At 37.8% G+C, this 21201-nt stretch carries 15 protein-coding genes; 1 reads left to right on the top strand and 14 read right to left on the bottom strand.

All coding sequences use genetic code 11. From position 1 onward, the window contains the following. Positions 1 to 8: 8 nt before the first annotated feature. From flgK to gltB, 10 genes are all read right to left on the bottom strand, one after another. On the bottom strand, positions 9 to 1727 hold the full coding sequence (gene flgK / locus DFR80_RS06495; protein ID WP_114489507.1) for a flagellar hook-associated protein FlgK: 1719 nt from the start codon (positions 1725 to 1727) through the stop codon (positions 9 to 11). A gap of 13 nt (positions 1728 to 1740) precedes the next feature. Continuing rightward, on the bottom strand, positions 1741 to 2241 hold the full coding sequence (locus tag DFR80_RS06490) for a flagellar protein FlgN (protein ID WP_114489506.1): 501 nt from the start codon (positions 2239 to 2241) through the stop codon (positions 1741 to 1743). A gap of 2 nt (positions 2242 to 2243) precedes the next feature. Continuing rightward, positions 2244 to 2516: a flagellar biosynthesis anti-sigma factor FlgM gene (gene flgM, locus DFR80_RS06485; protein WP_114489505.1), complete on the bottom strand. Its 273-nt coding sequence runs from the start codon at positions 2514 to 2516 to the stop codon at positions 2244 to 2246. Positions 2517 to 2871: 355 nt separating this feature from the next. Continuing rightward, on the bottom strand, positions 2872 to 2952 hold the full coding sequence (locus DFR80_RS15570) for a methyl-accepting chemotaxis protein (RefSeq protein ID WP_369862646.1): 81 nt from the start codon (positions 2950 to 2952) through the stop codon (positions 2872 to 2874). Positions 2953 to 3042: 90 nt separating this feature from the next. Continuing rightward, positions 3043 to 4752 (bottom strand): methyl-accepting chemotaxis protein, encoded by a 1710-nt coding sequence (locus tag DFR80_RS06475; RefSeq protein ID WP_114489504.1) that lies wholly within the window; start codon positions 4750 to 4752, stop codon positions 3043 to 3045. Positions 4753 to 5193: 441 nt separating this feature from the next. Continuing rightward, positions 5194 to 6147: a chemotaxis protein gene (locus DFR80_RS06470; RefSeq protein WP_076543900.1), complete on the bottom strand. Its 954-nt coding sequence runs from the start codon at positions 6145 to 6147 to the stop codon at positions 5194 to 5196. A 168-nt stretch (positions 6148 to 6315) separates the two neighbouring features. After that, the gene (locus DFR80_RS06465) at positions 6316 to 6558 is read right to left on the bottom strand and encodes a nucleotidyltransferase family protein (protein WP_114489503.1); all 243 of its coding nucleotides are present in this window, start codon (positions 6556 to 6558) and stop codon (positions 6316 to 6318) included. Positions 6559 to 6746: 188 nt separating this feature from the next. Beyond that, positions 6747 to 7160: a hypothetical protein gene (locus DFR80_RS06460; RefSeq protein WP_114489502.1), complete on the bottom strand. Its 414-nt coding sequence runs from the start codon at positions 7158 to 7160 to the stop codon at positions 6747 to 6749. Positions 7161 to 7317: 157 nt separating this feature from the next. After that, complete coding sequence (locus DFR80_RS06455) at positions 7318 to 8790, bottom strand: glutamate synthase subunit beta (RefSeq protein ID WP_114489501.1); 1473 nt, start codon at positions 8788 to 8790, stop codon at positions 7318 to 7320. Between the two features lie 19 nt (positions 8791 to 8809). After that, entirely contained in the window at positions 8810 to 13429 is a 4620-nt protein-coding gene (gene gltB, locus DFR80_RS06450; RefSeq protein WP_114489500.1) for a glutamate synthase large subunit, read from the bottom strand. 290 nt (positions 13430 to 13719) lie between these two features. Between gltB and DFR80_RS06445 the strand changes: the two genes are divergently transcribed. Continuing rightward, on the top strand, positions 13720 to 16062 hold the full coding sequence (locus DFR80_RS06445; protein WP_114489499.1) for an EAL domain-containing protein: 2343 nt from the start codon (positions 13720 to 13722) through the stop codon (positions 16060 to 16062). A 180-nt stretch (positions 16063 to 16242) separates the two neighbouring features. On the opposite strand, the gene DFR80_RS06440 is transcribed toward DFR80_RS06445, so the two are convergent. The 4 genes from DFR80_RS06440 to DFR80_RS06425 all read right to left on the bottom strand — a co-directional run bounded on the left by DFR80_RS06440 (position 16243) and on the right by DFR80_RS06425 (position 21073). After that, positions 16243 to 16947: a protease inhibitor I42 family protein gene (locus tag DFR80_RS06440; RefSeq protein WP_114489498.1), complete on the bottom strand. Its 705-nt coding sequence runs from the start codon at positions 16945 to 16947 to the stop codon at positions 16243 to 16245. Between the two features lie 23 nt (positions 16948 to 16970). After that, on the bottom strand, positions 16971 to 18689 hold the full coding sequence (locus tag DFR80_RS06435) for a hypothetical protein (protein WP_076543893.1): 1719 nt from the start codon (positions 18687 to 18689) through the stop codon (positions 16971 to 16973). A gap of 114 nt (positions 18690 to 18803) precedes the next feature. After that, positions 18804 to 19490 carry a GntR family transcriptional regulator gene (locus tag DFR80_RS06430; RefSeq protein ID WP_076543892.1) on the bottom strand — a complete coding sequence of 229 codons (687 nt, stop codon included), beginning with the start codon at positions 19488 to 19490 and terminating at the stop codon, positions 18804 to 18806. Between the two features lie 20 nt (positions 19491 to 19510). Further along, positions 19511 to 21073 carry a UDP-glucose--hexose-1-phosphate uridylyltransferase gene (locus DFR80_RS06425; protein WP_114489497.1) on the bottom strand — a complete coding sequence of 521 codons (1563 nt, stop codon included), beginning with the start codon at positions 21071 to 21073 and terminating at the stop codon, positions 19511 to 19513. Positions 21074 to 21201: the final 128 nt, after the last annotated feature.

The following is a 21201-nucleotide window of genomic DNA, read 5'->3' as shown; positions in this document are numbered from 1 at the left end:
CCTATAATTTAAACTATTGTCATCAGTGAATCAAGTAGTTCTTCAGTTTTATTTATATATTTTGCTGCTGCGTTATATGACTGCTGATATTTAATTAATTTAGCCATTTCTTCATCAAGAGAAACTCCGGAGACACTTCTATCTAAGGTATCTAACTGCTTTAAAACTGCATCCTGATTATTTTTCATTTTCCCAGCTCTGGATGATTCAGCACCAACAGAAGTTACAATTGTTCTAAAATAACCTTCAAGAGAGGTTCCTTCTATTACTTCACTACTATTAAATATGTTTCCCAGTGCATTTGCATTTTCTCCATTGCCAATACTTTTATTTAAACTTATATTTTTTTTGCCTGTATCAGTAAATGTGAGGGTGAAATCTCCAGGAGCGTCAGTCGCTGGATCAGTATCTGCTGTTATATTCCCACTTCCGTCAACTTTTAAATTAACTGGATCACCAGCATTAACTGTTACTGTTGTACCAGAAGTTGCAGGATAAACTTGATTACCGTCTGAATCACTAATTTTTAACTCAAACTCATCAGCAGCTGCACCATCTTTAACTTCAACCTGATAATTTCCACTAAGATCATTACCAAGAGTATCAATCTCTACAAAAGAATCAATATTCTTATTTCCGGCCGCTATTTTATCTAAACCAGTATCCAGATCTTTGATAGCCGCTGTCAAATCCAGTTGAGAAATTGCACTTTCAGTACTATTTTCATCAATCGGTTTAAAAAAGTTTTCCCCATCAACACCATTGGCATCATAACCTGCTTTATGCTGAGTGTTAAACTCTTTTACCATTGTTGTAGCCAGTTTATTTAATCTGCCCGAATAAAAGTCAAGTTTCTCATCTCTCATCTGCTGCCAGGCAGCAACCTTCCCATTTGTAGGTTTAACCTCTGTATTAGTTCGGCTGTGAATAATCTTATCATTAAACTGTCCCGGTTCTCCGGGCTCAATTTCTAAGTTATAGGCATCTGCACCATTGACAAGCTGCAGACCATTGGTAGAAACAATTAGATTACCCTGAGCATCCTGTCTAGATTGAACATTGATCATCTGATTCATTTCTTTAAAAAGAGCATCCCTCTGATCAAGCAAATCATTAGGATTCTGTCCACTCCCTTTAACTGAAACAATCTGTTTATTTAAATCAGCAATTTTAGTTGAAATCTGATTAATATCTGTTACTGCATTGGCTAAATTATCATTAATACTTTCCTTATATCCGATTAGCTGATTTTCTACACTCTGAAAAGAATCAATTAAATTATAGGCGTTTTCTCTAACCATATTTCGGGCTGCATTATCACTGGGATTATTGCTTAAATCCTGAAGTGAGTTCCAGAACTGATTAACTGCTGTATCTATTCCGGAATCAGAAGGTTCATTATAAATGTATTCTACCTTCTCTAAGCCCCTCTGCATTTCATCCCAGTAAGCAGAAGTTTGGTTTTCCTTAAAAATTTGAGAATTAATAAACTGATCTTTAACTCTCTCAACCTGCTCAATCTCAACTCCTGTACCAAACTGTCCGGCTCCACCGTGATTGGAAAGTCCAGGAGCTGTATAAGGGTAAGAAGCCTTATGTATTGCTCGCTGTTTATTATAATCTTCATTATTGGCATTTGCTATGTTATGTCCGGTCACATCGAGTGATTTGCGCTGAGTTTCTAGTGCTCTTAACCCGAGGTTGAGACCGCTGAATATATTATTCATTATCTTCCCACCTTTAGCCCTGTTTATTTATAATTCTCGGCTGTTCTTTCTTTGTTTTTGCATCTTTAGTATAAGTAGTATCCTCATCTTTAATGCTTTTCATTATTGTTTCAAATGAAATCTGATTTAACTCTATTGCCTGCTGTAAGAGTTTCTGGTTCTGTTCATTTAAGCTGTGAAATTCATCAGTTAATTCTATAAGTTCTTCTCTGATTGGGCTTAAATCTTCTCCCCAACTTTCAGGCAGCTCTTTTATTAAATTGCTGTAAGAGTCTTTTTCTAATTCTATTTCAAATTCAGCTTTGATTTCCTGAATCTTATCATTTCTTTCCTGATCCTTTGCTTCTATATCTGAAATGACTTCTCTATCATTTTCTATTATTTCCATTAATTTATCTGTATCGTTATTTACTAAAGCTTCATTTTTTTCTTCTGCAATCTCAAAAAGTTTCTGATAGAGAGCCTTTTCTTCTTTTAAAATATTTAATAAATCTTTTCTCAGCTTCTCTGACATTTTTACACCTGCTCAACATTATTTAAAATTTTTGCAGCTAGCTTTTTGCTGTCAACCTGATAATTACCAGATTGTACTTTTTCTTTTAAAGCTGCTACCTTTTCTTCTCTCAGCTGAGGCATCTCTTTGAGTTCAGCTCTAGCAGTCATGATTTCTTTAGCTTTAGCAGAAATTTGAGTGCTGTCATCTTTAGCCTGCTTTTTTTCAGTCTGCTTCTGCTGCATCTGCTTATAGTATTGATTAATTTTTCCTGCTTGAATGTTATTGATTTTCATGGCTGCTCCCTCCTAAAAAGTAATTCATTTTTAGCTTCTGCCTATATTATCGTCAGAGTGGTTAATTTGTTAAACTTCTCTTAGCCGCTTAATAAGTGATTTTAGTTATTTAAATAAGATTATCTCTTTTATTCTTCGTTTTTTAACTTAATTCAATATTTTTAAATTAAATTTTAAATTTCTTAATAAAATTAGAAAGATTATTCGCATGTTTTGTTAGATCTTCATAAGCGCGGGCAATAACTCGAGTTAATTTTGACTGTTCATCAAATGCAACAACTTCTTAGGAGTTTTGAGCTGCTTTTTCACTAACAGCAGCAAGTTCTCGAATCTCATCAGCTACTACCGAAATTTCTCATCCAGCTTCTCCAGCTCTGGCTGCTTCTATAGCTACATTTAAAGCCAACAAATTTGTCTGAGAAGCAACATTATTGATTTGAATTATAAAATATTTTTTATAACGATAATAAAAAAAGTACCAAAAATCTAAATAAATTTGATCTCTGATACTTTTAGTTATCTTTAATTATTTAACTTTAAATCTCTTAATTAATGTTGCAAGATTTTTTGCCAGTTCAGTTAAATCTTCCGAGGCTTCGGCAATAATTTTTGTCGACTTTGACTGCTCCTCACTGGCAGCGGCTACACCTTCAGCATTATAGGCTGCTTCCTCACTAACCACAGCGATTTCTTTAACAGAATTTCTGGCTCCTTTACTATCATTATTCATCTCCCTGGTCATCCGGTCAATCTCATGGACCAGTTGATCCAGATTCTTAGAAGCTGCAGTAATCTGATTGAATAACTCAGAAGTATTGTTGATATTATCTACACTCGCTTCGACTTTAAGCTCATTTTCTTTCATCTTACTGACAGTCTGATTAATCCCCTTTTGAATAGAAGCAATTAAATCTGCAATATTTTTAGTTGAAGCTGCAGACTGTTCTGCCAGTTCTCTAATCTCATCTGCTACAACAGAGAATCCTCTTCCTGCCTCTCCTGCTCTAGCCGCCTCGATAGCAGCGTTTAAAGCCAAAAGATTTGTTTGAGCAGCAATATTATCAATAAGACTAATAATTTCACCTATTTTTTCTGAAGACTCACCCAGAGAATTAATCAACTCTGAGGTCTCTCTAATGTTATCATTAACTTCTTTAAAGCTCTTTTCAGAACTTTTTAAAGAATTATCTCCTTCTTTGATATTTTCCATTACCTCTTTCGACTGACCGGCCATTAAATCAGAATTATGGCTGACCTGATCAATATTTTCCACCAGTCTTTCAAAAATCGAATAGACTTCCTCTACCTGGGCCGACTGTTCTTCAGCACCAGAAGCAATCTGCTGAATTGAATTTCCTACTTCTTCTGCCGAGGCTGTTAATTCCTCTCCTGTAGCAGTTAGCTCCTGACTGGATTCGCTTAGTTCATCTACACTGTCATCAATATTTCCAATTAGATTCTTTAAGTTATTTCTCATTTTTTCAAAAGACTTAGCAAGAGTTCCTATTTCGTCTTCTTTTTTAAGATAACTATCATTAACTTCAAAAGTTAAATTACCATCAGCAATTTCTTCAGCATAGGAACTTAATTCTGTTAAGGGCTCTGTCATTTTAAGTACAAAAATGAAGATAGCTATTAGAAATATCACTCCCACTATCAAAGCAAAGATGGCTGTTGAAAAAGTAATTCCTGATTTCATCGCTTTTACAAACTCTGTTGAAGTCCCCAGCGACCAGATTCCAATTATTTCGTTATTATCATTTCTGAGCGGCATATATGCAGTCTGATAACTTTTTCCCAGTACACTGGCTGCTCCTGTAAAACGCTTTCCATTAACTAAAACTCTCTCTTTTACTGCCGCTGAAACTGGAGTTCCAACTGCCCTGCTGCCATTTTCTCTAACATTGGTTGCCACCCTTATTTCGTCTGCAAAAATTGTTACTATATTTCCCTGAGATAATTTTCCAATCATATCAACAATCTGATTATTATCATTGAGTAGGGTTTGACCTTTATACAGCTGATCTCCTTCTAATCTCCATTCCCCGGGAAATTTGGAATTGATTATTTCATAGCCAAGTTCCAGATCAGAAACTGCTTTAACAACGGCTGCGTTATTTGCTTCTTTAGAAGCAATCTCATAAACACTGAAAATTATTCCTCCAGTTAAAATTACGATTCCGATAAACACCAGCAGTAAAATCTTATACTTAATTGATATTTTTTTAATGTTCATTTTATTTTCTCCTTAGACTTACAAATTATATTAATATTCTCTTATTAATAACGATTATCATATAAAAAGGAGAAAAAGTAAAGAGCTTCCATGGGTCAAATTATGCCAAAAATGACTTCTACAGTAACTGGGCTTCTATTTTCATTTAAAATTGATAACTTTTCTCGGGATTGATTTTCTTAACAAATATTCATGCAGGGCAAAAAAGACTATAAAGTTAAGCGACTTATTAACTTTAGTTAACCATTGTATAATAAGTTGTGTAAATTAATTTTAATGATTTTTTTAAAATAAAAAAAACTTAAAGTAAGCTGAAGAGCACGAGGCTCTGAACTAACCGTGGCACAGGATGTACCAATCGGGAAGACAGCTTAATTTAAGTCTTGGATGAATTCTAGTTGTTTCTAAATTTAATTTGGAGCGCAATTCTATCTTCTTTTATTAATAGTCTGCTACCGGTTTTTTTGCCTTAACCAGCTGATCAATAACACCAACCATTTTATCAAGTTCCGGTTTTGTTATCTGTGCGTCTGCTCCCACTTCTTTTCCTTTATGCAGCAGATCCTCGCTAATTAATGAGGAAAAGATAACCGTAGGTAATTTCCTTAAGTAACGATCCTCATGAATTTTTCTGATTAGAGTATGTCCATCCATATTGGGCATTTCAATATCAGTAATAATCCCCTGCACATGATCTAAAATGTCATCTTCTGGATAATTTTCTTTAATCTCCATTAGGTGATCATAGAGCTTTTGCCCATCACTGAAAATTTTAAAGTCCTGATAACCTGCCTCAACCAGAGTATCCTTGATCATATTTCTGGTCGTAGGTGAGTCATCAGCCAGGGCCAGAGTTTTGCCTTTTCGACGTGCCCTTACCTCAGCCGGTGCTTCTGGCTGAACATCGACTTCATTTCCCAACTCAGGCTGTAAATCTTTTAAAATCTTTTCGAAGTTTAAAAAGTTAATTAAATCCTTATTTTCATCTGACTTAATAACACCATTAACAAGTTCTCCCATCATCCTGTCAGGTGGCTGAATATCGTTCCAGCCAATACGATCAATACCAACCACATTGTCGACTGCAAATAAAATTTTGGTATTATTAAACTCCGCCAGAATTGACATTATTACCCCATCATTTTCGACTAACTCCGAATTAAGGTAAGAACTTAAATTAACAATCATGATAACTTCCCCGCGAATATTGGTCATTCCCAGAATAACATCTGATTTTTCCGGCAACTTTTTAATATCAGCTTTATTAATTCTTAAAATTTCTCTAACCTTAAGTACATTTATCGCATATGAACTATCATCAACTATAAATTTTAGTATCTCCAGTTCTCCAGTTCCACTTTCCAGTAATATGTCCTGTTTTTTTGCTTTAGCCATAATTTACCCCCTCAAATCCGTTCTTTTTAGTTATTGTTACTAATTATATAACATTTTAACTATTTTTAACAGCTAATCTAAAAAAATAATCTATTTTTTGATTATTATTTTAAATCAGTTTATATCAGATTCTAAAAACCTCAAAAATTGAAGAATTTCTTTTTTCAGTCATAATTCTACACCTCTCTCTTTTATTTCTTTTTTGAAAGATTCACGACATTCTTTATAGTCAAGGAGATCAACTTCAAATCCACTTAAAATATTCATCACTTCTGCATAAGCTTTAAAGAAAAGTTCATCTTTAAGCCCAAACACAGCCAGATCAACATCTGAATGCAGATGAAATTTATCTTCATTCAAAACAGATCCAAAGAGAACAACCTTTTCGACATTATACTTTTCTTTTAACATCAAAGCTGCCTGTTCAGCTTTGTTTAAAGCTTCCTGTCTCCGCTCTGCTTTTTCCTTTTTTTGCTTTCTTTAAATAAAAATGGATATTTCTTGCTCATGATCTCACCTGGTTTCTTAAATTCATTATATCATACAGCTAACAAAAAACCACTACCCTCAGTGGATAGTGGCTCAAGAAATCTTGATTTTTAACTTGCTTTGAATTCTGGTTCTCCTGTTTCAATAATAATTTTATGTCTGTGATGATAAAACTCATCTTCAAGTTTATTCTGCCTTTTTTCGCTACCCTGCAAATGAGCAACTTTATTATCTAGCTGATCAATTTTGGCACCATTAGCTTCAGTTCTTGCAAGCAGTGTCTTGATCAATTGAGTGTTTTCCTTAAGCTGAGGTTTCATTTCAGCTACATCACCTTTTAATGTCGAGACATCTTCTTTTAAGGAAGAAACATCTTCCTTTAATGACGTGACATCTTCTTTTAGGGAGGAAACATCTTCCTTTAATGACGTGACATCTTCTTTTAGGGAGGAAACATCAGCTTTAACACCAGATATTTCTTCTCTCACTATCTGCCTGATACCATCTAACAGCTCCTGATCCAAAGTTAACACCACCTATCTCTTAATAATTTCCATGAGTGGCATGCATTTTTTAATTAATTACTTTTATCTTTTGAGTTTAATTGATTGCCTGTATAAATTAAATTATACCACATTAGATAGTAAAAAACTAGTGCCAATGTTTTATTAACATCTTATTTCAACTTAAATATTTATCTATTTCTGCTGCAGCCTTACGACCTTCATCTATTGCATTTACAATCAGACTCTGGCCTCTCCGCATATCACCGGCTGCAAAAACTCCATCAATATTAGTTTTGAAATCTCCGTACTCTGCATCAATATTGGAACGCTGATCCTGTTCAAGTCCAGCTTTTTCTATTATAGTCTCTTCAGGTCCTAAAAAACCCATCGCTATCAAAATTAAATCAGCAGACCAGATTTTTTCTGTTCCTGGCTGTTCTATAGGTACAAAACGATTTTCATCATTTCTTTCCCAGTTGATTTTAACAGTTTTAACTCCACTGACAATCTTTTGACCTTCAGCTTCTTCAGTTAAAATTTCTTCTGTCATTATCAGAAATTCTCGAGGGTCAGAGCCAAAAAGCTCAATTGCTTCTTCCTGGCCATAATCCACCTTCAGAGTTTTTGGCCATTCCGGCCAGGGGTTATCTGGCTGGCGTTCAGATGGTGATTTAGGCATAATTTCAAACTGGTTTACACTTTTGGCTCCCTGTCTAATAGCAGTTGCTACACAGTCAGTTCCAGTATCACCACCACCAATTACAATTACATCTTTATCCTGGGCGGAAATATAGTCCTCATTTTGATCGCCTAAAATATGCTTTGTATTTGCTTTTAAGTAATCGACGGCAAAATGGACCCCATCTGCCTCACGGCCCGGCACTTCCAGGTCGCGAGCCTTGGTTGCTCCTCCGGTGAGGACCACCGCGTCGAACCCACCTTGAAGCTCTGCTAAGCTCAAATCTTTTCCAATTTCTGTTTCTGTAATGAACTCAATTCCTTCAGCTTCCATAATCTTCAGCCGACGCTTTAGTACTTTTTTCTTGTCGAGCTTCATATTAGGAATACCGTAGACTAAAAGACCACCTATTCTATCCTGACGTTCATACACTGTTACTGTATGTCCCAGCTTATTTAACTGATCAGCTGCAGCCAGTCCGGCAGGTCCTGAACCAACAACTGCTGCTGATTTTCCTGTTCTCACTTCTGGTGGCTCTGGTTTAATCCAGCCCTCTGCAAATGCTTTCTCTATAATCTGATATTCATTGGCCTTAATTGTAACTGCTGGATCATTGAGTCCCACAGTACAGGAACCCTCACAGGGAGCCGGACAGACTCTGCCTGTAAATTCGGGGAAGTTGTTGGTTTTAAGCAGTCTTTTTACTGCCTCTTCCCACTTACCTTTATAGATTAGATCATTCCACTCCGGAATTAAATTGTTTACCGGGCAGCCGGAAACCATGCCTCCGATATCAAGGCCACTGTGACAGAAGGGGATACCACATTCCATACAGCGGGCTCCCTGAATTTTAGCAGCTTTTTCGCTAAATTTATTTTTAAATTCAAGCCAGTCATTTATACGTTCTTTAGGCGGGCGCTCTTTTGGAACTTCCCGCTTATATTCCATAAATCCAGTTGCTTTACCCATATTATTCTCCTCCTCTGTCTTAATTTCCGCTTACTCGGGCTTCGTCATGAGCATTTTCCTCGAAAGCCTTCATTAAAGCATCTTTTCTGCTTAATCCCTGATCCTTAAAACTATTGATAGCTGTAATCATCCGCTGATAATCTCGCGGCATAACCCGCAAAAACTTTTCGCGCAGGTGCTGCCAATTATTTAAAATTTCCGCTGCCCGATCACTACCGGTATATTTTAAATGGTCTTCTATCATTTTCTTTACAACTGTTTCATCTTCTGTTTCAGTTAAATAATCAAGTTCAACCATTTCTTGATTCACTTTATCTTTAAAATCAGACTCTAAATCAAATACATAAGCAGTTCCACCGGTCATACCAGCAGCAAAATTACGGCCGACCTGACCGAGAACTACAACTCTACCACCTGTCATGTATTCACAGCCATGATCTCCCAGTCCTTCAACAACAGCATTAACACCACTGTTGCGGACACAGAAACGTTCGCCTGCCTTGCCTTCTATATAGGCTTCTCCAGCTGTAGCACCAAAGAAAGCAACATTACCAATGATAATATTTTCTTCTGCCTTAAATTTTGAGCTCTCCGATTTCTCAACAATTATTTTTGCTCCTGAGAGTCCCTTACCGAGATAATCATTGCTGTCTCCTTTGAGACGGAAGCTGACCCCCTTTGGCAGATAAGCTGCAAAACTCTGACCGGCTGATCCTTCAAAATTAAGCTGAATGGTGTCTTCCTTTAAACCATCAGCACCATAGCGTTTGGTTATTTCACTGCCCATAATTGTTCCTACAACTCGGTCTGTATTTTTAATTTTTAAATCCTTCTGCAGCTGAACTCCATTTTCCACAGCATTTTTAGTCAGTTTAAGTAATTCTCGCAGATCCAGACTCTTCTCCAGCCCGTGATCCTGTTTTTGCTGACAGTAAATCGACTTTTCTTTTGCTTTTTCCGGCTGATATAAAATGGAAGCATAGTCGAGTCCTTTTGCTTTCCAGTGTTCTTCTTTTTTATCCTGTCTCAACTTATCAACTCTACCTACCAGTTCATTAACCGAACGGAAACCTAAAGCTGCCAGCTCGCGGCGAAAGTCTTCTGCCATAAAGCGCATAAAGTTAACAACATGTTCCGGTTTACCCTGAAACTTCTTCCTCAGTTCAGGGTCCTGAGTGGCTACCCCAACCGGGCAGGTATTTTTACTGCAGACCCGCATCATCACACAGCCTAAAGCAACCAGAGGGGTTGTCGCAAAACCAAATTCCTCCGCTCCCAGCATTGCTGCCACCGCTAAATCTTTACCCGTCATTATCTTGCCGTCAGTCTCTAAGGTCACACGGTCCCGCAGATCATTTAAGACAAGGGTCTGATGGGTTTCCGAAAGTCCAAGTTCCCAGGGCAGACCGGCGTGACGAATACTGGTCCGCGGGGAAGCACCTGTTCCTCCATCATAGCCGCTGATTAAGATTACATCTGCTTTTCCTTTGGCTACTCCGGCTGCTACAGTTCCGACTCCAACTTCTGAGACCAACTTAACATTAATCCGGGCCTCCCGATTGGCATTTTTGAGATCATGAATCAGCTGGGCCAGATCTTCAATCGAATAAATATCATGGTGAGGAGGAGGGGAAATAAGTCCTACTCCAGGTGTTGTACCTCTGGTCTCAGCTATCCAGGGGTAAACTTTTTTTCCGGGCAGCTGTCCGCCTTCTCCCGGCTTGGCTCCCTGGGCCATCTTAATCTGAATTTCTTTAGCATTAACCAGATAGTTCGAATCAACTCCAAAACGACCGGAAGCAACCTGTTTAATTGCACTGCTCCTTAAATCTCCATTTGCATCGGGAGTAAAGCGCTCTGGATCTTCTCCTCCTTCGCCAGTATTACTTTTACCACCAATTCTATTCATGGCAATCGCTAATGCCTCATGGGCCTCCTGACTGATCGAACCATAGGACATAGCTCCTGTTTTAAATCGCTGCATGATTTTTTCAGCCGGCTCAACTTCTTCTAAAGGTATTGGCTCTGGCTGATATTCTGGTTCTAAAAGGCCTCGTAGAGTCAGCATTTTTGAACTCTGATCATTTATCTTTTCTCTGTATTCTTTAAATAGCTCATAATTATTTTCTCTCACTGCCCGCTGCAGCAGATAAATAGTCTCCGGATCATAAAGATGTTCTTCTCCATCTTTTCGCCAGCTAAACTGACCGCCGGGTTCGAGAGTCTCCTTTTCAACTTTAACACCCTTAAAAGCACTATCATGGTGCATAATACTTTCTTTTTCAATTTCATCCAGACCAATCCCACCGATTCTGGAAGCTGTCCGGCAGAAATATTTATCAATAACTGCTTTTGAAATCCCAATCGCCTCAAATATCTGAGCTCCTCTGTAACTTTGAACAGTAGAAATTCCCATCTTGGCCATAACCTTAACTACACCTTTAACTGCTGCCTTAATATATTTTTGAACAGCTTTTTCTTTAGAAGACTCAAGATGTCCTGTTTCAACCAGATCTTCCAGGGTTGCAAACGCCAGATAGGGATTTACTGCATCGGCTCCATAACCAATTAAAACGGAAAAATGATGCACTTCTTTGGGCTCTCCTGATTCTAAAACCAGACTAACTTCAGTCCGCAATCCTTTTTCAATCAAATAATGATGCAGTCCACTTACTGCCAGAAGAGCTGGCACAGCTACTTTAGTGCCGTTTACTCCCCGGTCAGAGAGAAGCAGAATATTTACTCCCTCAGCTATCAGCTCTTCCGCTTCAGTACATAATTCTTCCATTCTTGCAGCCAGACTGCCGCTCTCCTCTTTTTTATCAAAGATAATATCGAGGGTCGCGGTTTTAAAACCTGGCTGCTCAATTTGCTTAATCAAATCTAACTCTTCATTTGTTAAAATTGGGTGTTCAAGCTCCAGCTGCCGACAGCTCTTAGCTGCAGGCTGCAGCAGATTCCCTTCTGAACCTAAAAAAGTATTGGTAGCTGTAATCAGCTTTTCTCTAATTGAATCAATGGGAGGATTGGTTACCTGAGCAAAACGCTGCTTAAAATAATTATACAAAAGCTGCGGCTGGTCAGATAGAACTGCCAGGGAGGCATCATTGCCCATTGAACCAATTGGATCTACACCATCGCGGGCCATTGGAATTAAAATCTTCTGCAAATCTTCATAACTATAGCCGAAACTTTTCTGCATTTTAACCAGTTCGGCAGAATCCAGGCTCTCTTCTGCAGCAGCTTTAATTTTAGTCTGGTCACTTGCTGACTCAGACTTTAAATCATTTAGTTCAATTAATTCCTCCTGCAGCCACTCGCCATACGGTTCAGCGGCAGCAATTTCTCTCTTAAGTTCCTGATCATTAATTATTCGCCCTTTTTCGGTGTCCAGGAGCAGCATTTTTCCCGGCTCCAGGCGCTGTTTGCTGATAACCCTTTCTTCAGGCAGCTCCAGAACCCCTACTTCAGAGGATAAAATCAATAAATCATCTTCAGTTATATAATATCTGGATGGACGCAGACCATTACGGTCAAGTACGGCTCCAACCTGAGTCCCATCAGTAAAGGCCATTGCAGCCGGACCATCCCAGGCTTCCATTAAGGTGCTGTGATAATGATAAAAGTCCCGCTTCTTTTTTTTCATCTCTTCGTTATGCTCCCAGGGCTCGGGGATCATCATCATAACCGAATGGGCCAGCGAGCGTCCATTTAGAGCTAAAAACTCTAAAACATTATCAAAACGTGCCGAGTCACTACCTTCGGGGGCAATAACAGGCAGCAGCTCTTTTAAATCATCACTGAAGATCTCACTCTCAAAAATCCCTTCCCGGGCCCGCATCCAGTTCTGATTACCAAGCATTGTGTTGATCTCACCATTATGAATCAAATAACGATTTGGATGAGCCCGCTCCCAGCTGGGAAAAGTATTGGTACTAAAACGTGAATGTACCAGAGCAATTGCAGTCTCCATTTCTGCCTTACTTAAATCCGGAAAGAATCCTTCCAGCTGTTCAGGAGTCAGCATCCCCTTATAGACCAGAGTACGGCTGGAGAGAGAGGCAAAATACAGTTCTCCTTTATACTCTGAATTACGAATTTTATTTTCAATTTTTTTGCGAATTAAATATAATACTCTCTCAAAATCTATTCCCTGCTCTACTTCTTTCGACTTCTCAATAAAAATTTGATAAAAATCTGGCATTACTTCTAAAGCTGATTTTCCAATTTCTGCTGTCTCAACCGGTACCTTACGCCAGCCAAGCAGCTTCTGTCCTTCTGCTCTAACAATATTTTCAACTAATTCCTTAATTTCTTCTCGCTTCTTCTCAGCCTGCGGCAGAAAAACCATTCCTGCTCCATAATCTCCGACTTCTGGGAGTGATACTCCCTTTGCCGCCATCTGCTGTCTCAAAAAACTATCAGGAAGCTGAATAAGAATACCGGCACCATCACCAGTATTCTCTTCACTACCACTTGCTCCCCTGTGGCTTAAATTGACCAGCACCTCCAGAGCCTGTTCAACTATCTGATGCGACTTTCTACCTTTAATATGGCTTACAAAACCCATACCACAGGCATCATGTTCAAATTCTGGACTGTACAAACCCTGCTTCTCAGGCATTTTTGTAAAAGTCATAGCAAATCATTCCTTCTCTCTTGTGATTGAAGGTACCGAGCAGCCGAAGAAATTTACCGGATACCAGGTACCAATGTTTTTTCTTTTATAAGGTGTACTATTTAGTATAGAGCCAAAGTTTAAAAGTGTAAATAGCTTCTCAACTTTCTATCCTTGTATACAGGGATTATATTTTAAATTATTTTTATAAAAAATACAGGATATTTTAGTCGGATAAAGAATAATTGTTAATAGTGGTTAATTTTTATGGACTATAAGAACAAGATAGATAAATAAAGCAGGTGTCAGAAATGAAAAATTTTAGCTTTAAAAATAAGATTATGACATTGATTTTAACGATCATTGTCATTTTTGCGTTAGTTGTAATTATTGCAATTACAAATAGTTTTAATTCTATACTTCAGGGAATTATTTTTGAAAACGAAAGAAATAAAACCGCTCAAAAATCCGAACTGACGGCAAACTGGTTTGAAGAGAAGAAAGCAGATTTAGAGATTTATGCCAATACACAAATTATTCAGTCCGACAGCTGGGAGAAAAAACTTACCTATCTGCAGTCTGAATTGAACAAGCGAGAAAATAACTATTTTTTCTTCTTTATAGCTGACCAAAAAGGCAATTACAGCACTACAATTGAGAAAAAAGCCGGAAATATCAGTGATCGTAGATATTTCCAGGAGGTTTTAAAGGGAAAAACTGTAGTTTCAGATCCTTTGATTTCAAAATCAACGGGCGAACCAATTATAGTACTTGCCGCCCCAATTAATAATCAGGATCAGCTTTCTCTGCTGGGAGCCACCATTAAAATTAAAGATTTATCTAATTACATAAACCGTTATACAAATACTAAAGAAGGTCTTTATTCTTTCATTATTAATGCAGAAGGAAATATTGTTGCTCATCCCGAGCAGGAAAAAATTAAAAACCAGTATTTTTATAATTACAGCAGCTTTTTTGCTTATGATTACAGTTTTATTGCAGATATTATAGGCCAGAAAAAAGGAGATCTTCATTTTGAAGAAAATGGAGAGGAAAAACATGCCTTTTACCAGACAATACCCGGAACAGATAACTGGAAACTGGTAAGTATACTGCCTCACAGTTATCTTAATCAATCGATTGAAAAAGTAAATAATATAATTATTATAATAACGGTGTTGACCATTATCATTGCTGTTGTTTTAAGTATCTACCTGGCAGAAAATATTGCTAAACCAATTATTCAGCTTAAAAATACTTTTAAAAAAGGTGCTTCTGGAAACTTAAATGTCCGCTCTGATATAAAAAGTAATGATGAAATTGGAGAAGCTGCCCAGAGTTTCAATAAAATGATGGCTGTAATTAAAGATTTAAGTTTTAATGATGCTCTTACAGGGCTGCCAAACATTAATTTTTTCAAAAAGAAGCTAAATCAGTATATAAAAGAACATCAAAATGAAAAAATATATGTCTGTGCAGTCGGCATTGATGATTTTAAAACGATAAATGACAGCTTTGGACATAATGTGGGTAACGAGATTTTGAAAAAAATGGCAGAAAGACTATCAGTTCAATTAAAAGAAAAGGAAGTAATCAGCCGGGTTGGAGACGAGTTTTATTTTCATCTAAGCCACAATTCGGATAAAGAAAATATTAAGAAAAAATTGGCCAATATTTTAGAAAACATTAATAGTGATTATTTTATTGAGGACCATATAATTTATATTAGTTCCAGCCTGGGAGTTACAGTTTACCCTGATGATAGTCAGAACCCGGAAAGAATGATTAAAAATGCCAGTCTGGCAATGCATTATGTAAAAAGAAATAGCTCAAACAAAATGGCTTTTTATTCGATAAATATCGATAATAATATCTCCGAAAAAAAGAGGCTGGAAAACCAGCTGCAAAATGCACTGGCTGAAAATCAATTTACTCTTTACTATCAGAGCTTTATTGACAGCAGAAAGGAAAAGATAGTTGGTTTTGAAGCCTTAATCAGGTGGCAGCATCCCGAAAAGGGTCTAATTCCACCGGGAGTTTTTATACCACTGGCAGAAGAAAATGGTCTGATTAAAGAAATTGGCGACTGGGTTTTAGAGGAATCCTGTCGAGAAATAAAAAAATTAAATAATCGTTTTAACAGAAATTATTTTATCTCGGTTAATGTCAGTCCGGAACAGTTTATAAGTCAGGATTTTATAAAAAAAGTAAAATCCACCCTGCAAAAAACAGGTCTAAAAGCTGAAAATCTGGAACTGGAAATTACTGAACGTACTACTGTTGAAAATATTGATTATACAGTTAAAGCTTTAAATCAGCTGCAGGAGCTTGGGGTTAAAACCTCAATTGATGACTTTGGTACCGGTTATTCTTCTTTAAATTATATTAAGGAATTTGCAATCAACACTCTAAAAATTGATAAGTCTTTTATTGATGAGTTCATTACTGATAACAATAACAGAGCGATTGTTAATACAATTATTACCCTGGCTCACAGTCTCAATTTAGAAGTTGTTGCCGAAGGTGTAGAGACAATAAACCAGGCTGAAAAATTAAAAGCTGTGGATTGTGATCTTCTACAGGGTTATTATTACAGCCACCCGGAGCCGATCAAAAATATTATTACAGAACTTGAAAAGCTGAATCAACAGTAAAATCAAACTCGTATTTATCCAAAAAACGCTGTCGGCAAAGACAGCGTTTTTAATTCAATATAATTATTTAATTATTATCTTAAAAATCCTGATAGTTTAAGAATAAAGATCAGCAATTAATCCATTTAGCATAATATCCCTTTTCTGACAAAGATGCAGGGTCCAAATATTACTTAATCTCTATTCTACCAAAACTAGATAATCGACAGTTTTTATTACCTCCCCACCTTTGCGGGCAAGCTCAAAACTTAAGCGCTGATAGCCGGCTGCAGCTCCCCTAAAAGTCCAGCTTTTAATTCCTCCCCGGCCAACCAACAGCCCGGAGCCCTCTATTTTAGATTCTGCTGCCTCAACATCTGATTCTGGGCCAGCAGCATCTCTTTGATAATCAGCTGCAAGCAGCTCCAAAATCTTAGCCTCTGATTCTATTAAACTCCAGCGATAACCTGTACTCGGATTTTCCGCCAGTTTAAGCTCTAAAATTTCATCCACTGCTATTTCCCTGGTCAGTAAATTGATAGCAAAAAGATAAGTTTTTTGGCTAACTAAACTCCCAGCTTCAGCATTTAAAAGGTTAAAATTAACCAGAGCTGCACCTTTCTTTGCAGCCTCAAAATACCAGCTGTGAATTCCTCCTTCACCTGCCAGCTGCTCTCTTTTTTTCAGCGGCTCATAACCTTCAGAAAGCAAAGAGATAAGTTCCGGATTCTTAACTTTTATCTGCCACCGCTGACCGGCGGCAGGATTTTCAAACAATTTTATCTGACTGATTTCTTCCGTATTTAATGCTTTTAAGTTTATTGCTGCAGCAGTTCCATTTAAACAAATCAGGATAATAAACAGCAGAATTATTTTGCTATTTGAGTTTTTAAATAAATTATTCATTGGTTGTCACCTCATAACTATCTTTATTTAATAGAAATTTCTTCAACACTATTTTGATAGGAGTCATCATAACCAACTACTGTATTGGCATGATCTAAATATGGGTTGCTGTAATTATCAACTGTCCAGATACCATTACTATTATACTGGGTACTATCAATAGCTGCTGAAAGTAAATATCCCTGATCCAGAAGATCTTTTACTGCCTTGATATCTGTATAATTATTTATCTGCAGATAATATATTGGATAATCAACTCGATGGCCAGCCGCTGTTCTCCAGGCTTCTTCACTGCCCCAGCTTAGATATTCACTATCATCAGCCGGCATCTCGGCCCAGCTTGCAGCTCCGAGGTTGGCAAGCATCATCAGGTTATCAGTATAATAACTTCCTCCATCCTGGCCGCCGTTAATCAGCTGATAAATAAAATCTGGGCTCATTAATTGGCTCTGATCTACTCCAGTTACTGCAGCTGCACTTAGATCCCAACCCTGATCTCGAGCTTGATAGAAACCGAGCATGTAATAGACAGTACTCCAGGAAGCACAGGAACCTTCACTGCCCTGATTTCCTACCGGAGGAAAATATTCAGAAGCAGAATAATCCAGACTTGCTTCTCCGGCAACTTTAATTTGATCACCTGCAAGAGCACCAGCATCAATTGTTTTTACTATACCACTTTCCAGAGCAGTTTTCATCTCTTCGGCTGATAGCTCTTTTAAACCTCTGCCAAAACTATCATTGTGATAACTCTGAGCCCTTAAATGTTTATTTTCCCTGCTCCTCCAGTCAGCCTCAGTATAATCGCGAACATAACTATCCAAACCGGAACTGCTGTCAGCTTGAGCTGAAACACTGGTTTCAATATTAATATTCATTGTAAAACTCTTTGAGTTACCGGCAGCAATTAGTTCAGAACTAAGATTAGAACTGTAAGTTTGCACCGGAGTACCTGGATAAGCAGAATATTCTTCTAGCTGCCAGTTATTCAAATAGATATCACTACTACCTGAATTAGTAACTGTTAGAGTAATCTCACCATTTATTGGCAGCAGACTTGAAATATCAAGAGCAATATTATTTTCAGGAAAAGCAGAAGCTCCTCCTTTTTGATTGACAGGAATATTATTCATACTGCCATCATAATCATAGGGAGCAGATGCTGGATAGAGCTGTTTACTACCATCGGCAGTCTCAAATTTTATCTCAACGTCTTTACGTGAGGCTGCTTCGATATTGAAAACCGCCAGAGCTTTTGGTTGATACTGATCACGAGGAGCTATTAAATATAAATCGAGATTATTGGCAATCGCAGCCTCATAACTTATATAATAGGACCCATCGTTAAATGCCCCCCAATTTTCTCCCCAGGAATTAATCAGCTTAAAAACTCCATTTGCATCTGTACCATCCGGATTATTCTCTTCCTGACTGAGAAAAACTGCAGTTACCTCTCGGGGAGCAGTATTATCTATATATTCTGGATTATTAGTACCACTCAGATCACCTTCCCAGTGAGAAAAATAATAACTGTCAGCTGCCTGGGCCATCAATTTTGTAGTTGTACTATCCTCCTCTTCTAAAATGACTTCTCCGCCACCCTCTTTACTTACAATCACATTATTACTATCACCTGTATTATCCAATCCTGAGTCACCAGCAATATTGCCACCATTTGAACATCCACTTAACAAAGTTACGAGAAGAGAAAATAGAATCATTAGTTTAAACATTTTTTTCATTTACTAGTTTATACCTCCATAGTTGATTTGATATTCTACATCTATTTATTGTATTTTTTATTATATATATAAAAAGGCTGTAGAGATATCTCTCTACAGCCATAAATTTCTTTGCTACCTATTCTCTTTTTCAAAAACTGTAATAATACTCTGCCAGGCTGCCCTAATATGCTCTTCGGCACATTCTCGAGCCCGCTCAGCATCGCCACTGGCTATTGCCTCGGCCAGCTCCTTATGCTCGGCCAGAAATTCCTGCATCCTTCCCTGGCGGGAAAAACTGCTCCGCCGGAAGCGAGTTGCCTGCTCAAAAAGTGTATCCAGAAATTTCTCCAGCCACTTATTATTAGAGGCTTCTTTAATTATTCGATGAAAAGCAACATCCACCCGGATACAGCCTCGCTGATCATTATGTTCAATACAGTCTTCCAGCTCCTCAGTATATTCCCTTAAGAGCTGTTTCTGTTTTTCATCAATATTCTGGGCGGCCAGATAGGCGGCCAGCCCCTCCAGTTCCGTCCGGAGCTGAAAAATATCGTCAATTTCTTTTTTGGTTTCAATTCCAGCCACAAAAACACCCTGCTGAGGAATAATATTAATCAATTCCTCCTGTTCCAGCATTCTAAAGGCCTCTCTCACCGGGGTTCTACTGACACTGAGCTCTTCCGCGATCTCCATCTCAGTTATCTTTTCCCCGATCATCAGCTCACCTTTTAAAATGGCTTCCCGCAGAACTTTATAAACCTGTTTTCTTAAAGGTTCATAACTGTAAGAATCAATTGCACTTAAATTAAATTTACTCATACTCAACACTTCCTTCTTTATTATAGTTCTGAGACCTCGATACCTGCACTTTCCAGAAATCGCTCAAAACCCTTATATCCGATTGAATTATTTTTATAAACTCCAGCATCCTCAAGAACCCGGCTGAATTTACCGGCCACTTCAACTTCTACAACTCGCTCGGCTTCTTCTTCACTTAAATTAATACCATATTCATTTTTAAGCTCTGCAACCCAGTCTAAATGTTTTCCCAGACCATCCTTCATTTTTAACTCGTCCAGCTCCAGATCACCACTTAAATAACTAGAAATCCAGTTTAATTCAGTCTTTAACCGTCCCGGCAGAATAGCTCTTCCCATTACCTCAATCAGACCGATATTTTCTTTTTTAATATGATGTAAATCTGCATGTGGATGAAAAATACCATCCGGATATTCTTCGCTTTTACGATTATTTCTCAGCACCAGATCCAGTTCATAGTGACCGTTCTTTTTCCGGGCAATTGGGGTTATTGTATTATGAGCTTTCTGTTTGCCATCAACCTGAGAAAAAGCAAGAATATCAAGATCCGGATCAGAATACTGACGCCAGTTATCTAAAATTTTAGCAGCCAGATTAATAATATCTTCTCTGACTTCCGCTTTAAGACGGATTACCGACATTGGCCACTTAACCCGGCTGATCTCAACTTCGGGAAAGGTTGGATGCTGATAAAACTTTTCTGCCTCCGCTTCTTCCATCGGGAAAATATGTCGTCCTCCCTGATAATGATCATGATTTAAAATTGAACCACCAACGAGCGGTAGATCAGCATTAGAACCGATAAAATAATGCGGCAGCTGGTCAATAAAGTCCAGCAGTACGGCAAAAGTGTTTTTATCAATCTGCATTGGAATATGATCTTTATGAAAAACTATACAGTGTTCATTATAGTAAACATAGGGCGAATACTGTAAAAACCAGTCTTCATTCTGCAGTTTTAAAGGTACAACTCTGTGGTTCTGACGGGCAGGATGACTAAAATTGCCTGGATATCCCACATTTTCAAGACAGAGATAACATTTTGGATAATTACTCTGAGGTTCTTCTTTTGCTTTTGCGATCTCATCCGGGTCTTTCTCCGGCTTGGAAAGATTGATAGTAATCTCAATCTGACCATAATCACTTTCGGCCTTCCAATTTAAATCGCGGGCAATTCGGGCCTGGCGGATATAATTACTTGCTTTAGCAAAATGATAGTACTCATTAGTAGCCCTTTTGATTCCTTCTCTTTCGGCGGTCTGATAAAAACGACGCCCAATTTCCGACTGACGAGGTGTCAGTGCCCCCATAATTTTAGTATCCAGAAGATCTCTTTCTGTTACCCGATCCTTAATCAGTCCCTTTTCAACTGCAAAATCTAAAAGTGGATCCAGTAAAACCTGGGGCTCAGCGGGAATCTCAAAATCTTCTTCCGTTAAAGCAGATGCCGGACTTTCCTTAATATCTAAAATACTTCTGATCTGATTACGAGCCGCAACTCGATCCCAGTCTCCCAGCAGATCGTTGGACTCACCATAAACCAATAATTTTTCTATAATCTGATTAACCTTTTCTATTTCCACAATTCAACCTCCTGTCAGTACTGACTGCAAAAAATCAAATTTCTTATTTTATTAAAAATAGCTGAAATACTCTATTGTTATTATTGTATTTGATTTCAGGCAAAAAATCCAGTAATCTCAAAAAATTA

The organism is Halanaerobium sp. ST460_2HS_T2, assembly GCF_003337665.1.
Taxonomy (GTDB): domain Bacteria; phylum Bacillota; class Halanaerobiia; order Halanaerobiales; family Halanaerobiaceae; genus Halanaerobium; species Halanaerobium kushneri.
This window is presented reverse-complemented; position numbering and strand designations above follow the sequence as displayed.